This is a genomic window from Rubritalea sp. (assembly GCF_039830215.1).
Classification (GTDB): Bacteria; Verrucomicrobiota; Verrucomicrobiia; order Verrucomicrobiales; family Akkermansiaceae; genus Rubritalea.
This window is the reverse complement of record NZ_JBDOPO010000241.1, coordinates 1-5,641: the sequence shown is the minus strand read 5'-3', so window position 1 is coordinate 5,641 and position 5,641 is coordinate 1. Positions and strand designations below refer to the sequence as shown.

3 protein-coding genes are annotated in these 5,641 nt (G+C 47.9%); all 3 read right to left on the bottom strand.

The features are described 5' to 3' along the window. Nucleotides 1-31: 31 nt before the first annotated feature. Nucleotides 32-3,499, bottom strand: coding sequence for an AAA family ATPase (locus ABGY95_RS07970; RefSeq protein WP_347441156.1), 3,468 nt, complete (start codon nt 3,497-3,499; stop codon nt 32-34). 40 nt (nt 3,500-3,539) lie between these two features. Next, nucleotides 3,540-4,790 carry a metallophosphoesterase gene (locus ABGY95_RS07965; RefSeq protein ID WP_347441155.1) on the bottom strand — a complete coding sequence of 417 codons (1,251 nt, stop codon included), beginning with the start codon at nt 4,788-4,790 and terminating at the stop codon, nt 3,540-3,542. Nucleotides 4,791-4,926: 136 nt separating this feature from the next. After that, a complete protein-coding gene (locus ABGY95_RS07960) occupies nt 4,927-5,316 on the bottom strand; it encodes a hypothetical protein (RefSeq protein WP_347441154.1) in 390 nt (129 codons plus the stop codon). Nucleotides 5,317-5,641: the final 325 nt, after the last annotated feature.

Here is a 5,641-nt window from a genome sequence, read left to right as displayed (position 1 = left end):
CGAAGTGCGCAATAACGGGAGCTCTAGAAGTTTAAATGGCAAGTTGGTGGAGTTGAATCGCTGACGAGCAGTCGTTAGCCAGTTTGCTGAGATGACTGTGGTGTGTGAAAATGAGAATTTGCGTCTTCTTGCTGAGTTCGGCCAGAACGGGGAGGAGGGCCCGAGTGCGCTCGTCGTCAAAAGTCATCAGTAGATCGTCTAAAATGAGGGGGATAGGAGTGTGCTTATCGAGGTGGAGGTCGATGGCTGCCAAGCGTAAGGATAGGTAGAGTTGGTCGGCAGTTCCTTCGGATAACCCCGCTGTGTGGATTTCTTGAATGCTGTCGCCTTGCCTGCGTAAGGAGATGAGCTGAGGTTTGCCCTTGTCATCTAACTGGGCTGCGACTCCACTATAGCGATTACTTGTGAGGGCGCTGAAGTAATGTGACGTTTTTTCCATCATGGGACCTTGGGACTTTTTGCGAAAGGATTCCACTTGATCGCGTAGGAAGCTGATAGCGTACTGCAGACGAATGAAGCGCTCGGTGTCGGTGACCAGTAGTGAGAGCGCGTTGGCGGCGTCTTGCTTGTGTGCGGCAGATGTGTCGCTGGCTTGCTCCAGTATGTGTTGTTGTTGCCTAAGCTCATCGAGGGCTTTGAGGCTGGTGTCACGCGCCTGTTGCAGTGGTTTAGCCTCAGTTGTTAGTGTGTCCAGCTCTTGCCGAAGTTGGTCGCGATCCAGTCCGTCTAGCTCAGCAAAAAAAAGATCGAGGTTGGTCTGATTGTTTTGGTCAGCGAGTGATTGGAGGGTATCGCGCTGGGAAGCTAGTGCCTCACTGAGTTTAGCCTTGGATTCGATAGCTAGGATAGCTGGCTCCATGGCATCGAGATCTTCGACCTGTGCTTGCTTGAGGAATTTTTGGAGTTCAGCATTGATGTCCTTGCTCTGCAATTCTAGCTCGGGCAATTTCCTTTGTTCGGCGGTGATGCTGTCCTGAATGGTAGATGCTTTGATATGTGCCTGCTGCGCTTGATCAATGTATTGCTTGAGTTTTGACACACTGAGTGTGACGTCCTCTGTGCTTTCATTGAAAAGTAATTGTGTGAGTTCGCAGGCCTTCGAATTGAAGTTATTGATGGCCTCGTTCTTGGAGGCTATATCCACCAACCTCGAGTTGTATTTGATGGCTTCCTGCTGAGCGATACCACGCTTATCAATGAGATCTAGAATTTGCTCTGGGTGTAAATTTTCAGGGAAGCCACAGCTAGCGCATAAGCTTGCCCATGAGGACTGAGTTTCGCAGAGGGCTGACTCGGCTGAATCGAATTTTTCGATTGCACTGGTGCGTTTGAGTTGAGCAGATGTCAGTGCCGTTTGCGCCGCTTCTAGCTTCCCTTGGCCACGAGTAGCGGCTTTAAATTCGGACTTCAATGTGGAGAAAAGTCCTCTAAAATTTACGTCTTTACTCTGTAGAGATGTCTGTATCTGAGCAATGAGGCTCAGATTGAGGTTGCTGTGCTTTTCAATTTTACGCTGAAGAATATCGATACCTTCGATGGTGGTGCACAGATCAAGCCACTGCTGTCTCCACTGGAGTAGGTCGGTCGGTGACTGTATGTTAACTGGGATGGATTCGCAGCGTGTATGCCAATCTGTGGTCCATTTTTCTAGGTCGTCGAGGATCTCCCGCTTGTAGCGTTCTGAATTTTTTTGCTTGAGTGTTAGTGACTCTATTTTCACGAGATGAGTTTCAGCCTTTGCTATCTTTTCCGCATTGCTGTGAAGGGTGTCGGCAATAGTGTCTGCTAGATTTATTGATGTGCTGAGCTGAGTGAAGGAATCTGGCTGAAGATTTTTTTCGGCAGAGAGGCTAATTTGATTGAGCTGGTCATCTCTTGATTCACGTGCTTTGGTGAGGTCCGCATGGCTGTAGATGGCGGCTTGGTCCTTGAGTCGATCGAGTTGGGATTGCTCGTTTGCGAGTTCTTCATCGTAGCCTTCGAGCTTTTGTTGGTGAAGCTGGAGCTTTTCTAATAGATTATTTTCACGCTGTAGTTGTAGTTGAATAGCTTCTTCACTCGGGACCGCTATGGCTGGGATGCTGATTTCTGAAGTTGTAAAAGCATCAAGTCGGAGCTGTGAAATGAGAATGTTTTTGCTTCGACAGAGGCTTTGCTTTTGCTCTTCTCTATCCTCTTGCTGGGAAAATTCAGCTGCATGGGTTTCACACTGTTGAATGAGGTCTTCGAGTTCTGTGGTGTCGGAGCTATGCTCGAAACATTTTAGCTCATCTTGGTGCTGGGCGATGTTGGCCTCGATCTCTACCAGCTCGTATTCTACGAGCTGCCTGCGAAGCTCTTGCTTACTGAAATCCTGGGCGAGCTGTTTGAATTCGCTGTGTTGGGATTCTGAAATCGTGCTGAGCTGGGAGATTCGGTCAGGGGAGTCCAGTTCGAGTTGTTCTGAATAAAGCTGAAGTGTGGACTCTAATAGTTCGATTTCAAGTTGCAGGTGCTCTACAGCTTCAAGGTTTGCTAAGTAGGTTTCGAAACTATTGCTGAGCGCTTCGACGTCGGCTCTGTATTGTAGAGCCTCATCGCTGCTAGGGATGCTGGCTAGCTCCTGTTTTTGATCTGCAATCATCTGTAGCTGAATCTGCAGGCTGCGGCTGAGGTCTTTCTGTTGTGCAAGAGTTCTGCGGAAGCGAGGGATGAAATCCGAGCTGACTTCGGGTGCTGTATTTTCTCTAAGCTCATTACTGAGTTGGAGGAATTTACTGTAGGTCGGTAGAGCGCTTGTGAGGTTGCTGAGCTTGACTGTGCGCGTGCGATTTTCGCTGAGACTTTGGTCGGAGCTGTCGAAGGCTGATTGAGCTGACTTGATGTCTTTGATGAGCGCGTTCCAAGCTGTGACCTTGGTGGCACTTGAATTCGCTAGCCGTTCACCTTCTTTGTACGCTTTGAGTGCTGGGAGAATGGATTTGTTTTTCGAACCTGAACCTTTGTAGAGTGAGTCAGCTTCGTTTTCTAATTTTGTGATGGCTGCTTCGATAGGAGTACCTCCTAGGCTGGTGGAGAAAAGCTGGGTGCCGAGGTCTCCCTCACCTGAAAGTAACGCGTCAGCTCCATCTCGTAATGACTTTGTATCGAGCCCGAACATGCTGTTGAAGAACTCGCCATTGACCGTACCGAGAAAGGTTTCCAGTTCTGCGTCATTTATGGTATTTCCTTGCGTATCAAGCAGCGTGTTCTTATTGCCCTTTTTTCGCAGAAAGCTGAGTTGAGTTGAGGAGTTAGAAATTGTGCCGCCTATACGCAGTTTGCTGTTGTCATGGACGAAGTTGTCTTTTGACTGCACAGGGATGCCGTAGAACATTTGGTGGATGCCCCGCAGTAGCGAGCTCTTACCAGCTTCATTGGCTCCATAAAGGAGGTGTATATCGTGGCCGTTTTTTTCGAAATCTCGTGTGAAATTACTGAACGGGCCAAAGGCTGGAATGTGGATAGTGTCGAAGCGCACGGAAGATTTAAGAATTTGGATTTAAAATTTCTGAATGCAACTACTCGCTAATGCTACTAGTTGATATGCTTTGGAGGACTATGGCGCTGACGTCTTGTTTGAGTTGTTCTTCAGGTTCCGAAAGAGTGAGAATGTCTCGTAGATCTTTACTGTCGATGCTTTTGAGTCTTTCGCTCAGCTGAATCACTGGGGTGGGGACTTGGCTTGGAGTGAAATGTTCAAGGGCCTCAAGTACGAGCTTTGTGAGGTCGTCGCGTTCGGCTAGTTCCTGAGGGTTGTATGTTGGTTTTGTTTTGATTCGTAGTCGTTCGAACCAGATCATATCTTCCTCTATCTCATTAGCTAAACTTACACATTCTGCCTGCCATTGGGCGAGCTCAGCGTGCAGTTGATCGTGGAGAGCTGAGTCTCCAAAGAGCGTTATGCGGAGTGCGAGAAGTCGGCCGTTAGTTTCTGCTAATGTCGTCTCAATATGCTGTGCGATTGATTCACGGACTGCATCTGCGTCAACTAGGTCAGTGATATTTATTTCGAGAGCTTCCCAGCGTACCACGTCAGTGATTTTAAAGCTTACGTCTTTAATCGTGAGCTGGTCATCGACATCGACCAAATAGCAACCACGTTCGCCAGTCTCTTTGATGTGTCGACCTTGCGGATTACCTGAATAGACGATGTGTGGGTTCTCCTGAATGATCGCGTGCTGGTGGATATGGCCAAGCGCCCAGTAGTCATACCCTTTTTCTGTAAGATTGTTGATCGAGCATGGTGCGTAAGGATCGTGTTCAGGGTTGCCTGTCAGGCTCGTGTGGAGCATCCCGATATTGAAGAACTCGGGAGTTGCTGCCGGGTATTCTAGAGAGAGATTTTCAGGTACGCGTGGTGTGGCGAAACCTTGCCCGTGGATAGCAACAGGTAAGCCGTCGACAAAGATTGTTTCAGGTTTCTTCGTCGATAGAGCTTTTACATTCGAAGGAGGTTTGAGGTTTTTGGTTATTTTAGAGGCCGCATCATGGTTGCCGCTAATCAGGTAGACGGTGATTTGTGCCTCCTTCAATCGGCTCATTTGTTTATTAAAGAACAAGCCCGTGCTATAGTCCGGCCAATCACCATCGTAGAGGTCGCCTGCTATGACTATAAAGTCTACACATTTATCGAGAGCTAGTGAGACTAGATTTTCTAGGGCTCGACGAGTGGCTCTGCGGATCTGATCAATGGGAGCATCGGCGTGTTGATTTAGGCCTCGGAGTGGACTATCCAGATGGATGTCAGCAGTGTGAATGAAGGAAAACATGGGAGAGGTCTGATGCTGTATTTCAGATGATGACTTAAAGTGGTAACTAGAGCCTTGGTCATAGGGACTCGGCTCCGATAATTCTGATTAAGAATTAGACAGACGTAATTAACAAGTCCTTGATTCGAGTCTGATGTTAGGCGTGGCCTGAATGAGTTGCGAGTGGCCTTTGGGGTTTAAGTTTCTTTTTAATGAGAGCGTAACGACTGTCGGCGCACTTAATGAATTTGAATCTGCGGTGTTCACCAACTTGGCTGCCTGCGCAGTAACCATAAATGAGGTTGATTGTGTCGTAGCTTGCTAGGATTGGGTCGATTTGCTCGTCGATGTACAGGTAGTAACCTGTTGGTGGGGTGCCTGGGCCATCAGAAAAAAAGTTGTACAGCTCATTGTTTCCTTTAGGCCGATCAGCGTAAGCGCGCACCAGTGGGCAGTGCCGAGCACGTGTGATCTGAGTGAGCATGTCGATTAGTTGGACCATACCGCCAACACGTGCGATTACCTTATCAAGTTCCGAGCGAGTCATAGTAACACGCTAAATGCTGGGGTGGGACATTTATGGGAGTAGGCTAATATGGGAAATGGGCTAGAATTCGGAGTTGTACGTACAAATTTAGGGACCAACCGGAGATTATTGTTACTTCATTCCTAAGTTTATTCAGCCTCTAAGCTCAACTTGCTGAATTAATTCAACGACCTATTTGTTGATTTTACAGAGGTTTGTAGAAGGTAACTAAAAGAAAAATAAAAAAAGTGTCGAAAGGTCTTGCGCGGAGTCTGGGAATATGTAGATTGCGCCCCGCCTCACCTGCCACAGGGAGCGCGAGAGAAACTAACTTCAGTTCTTCGAG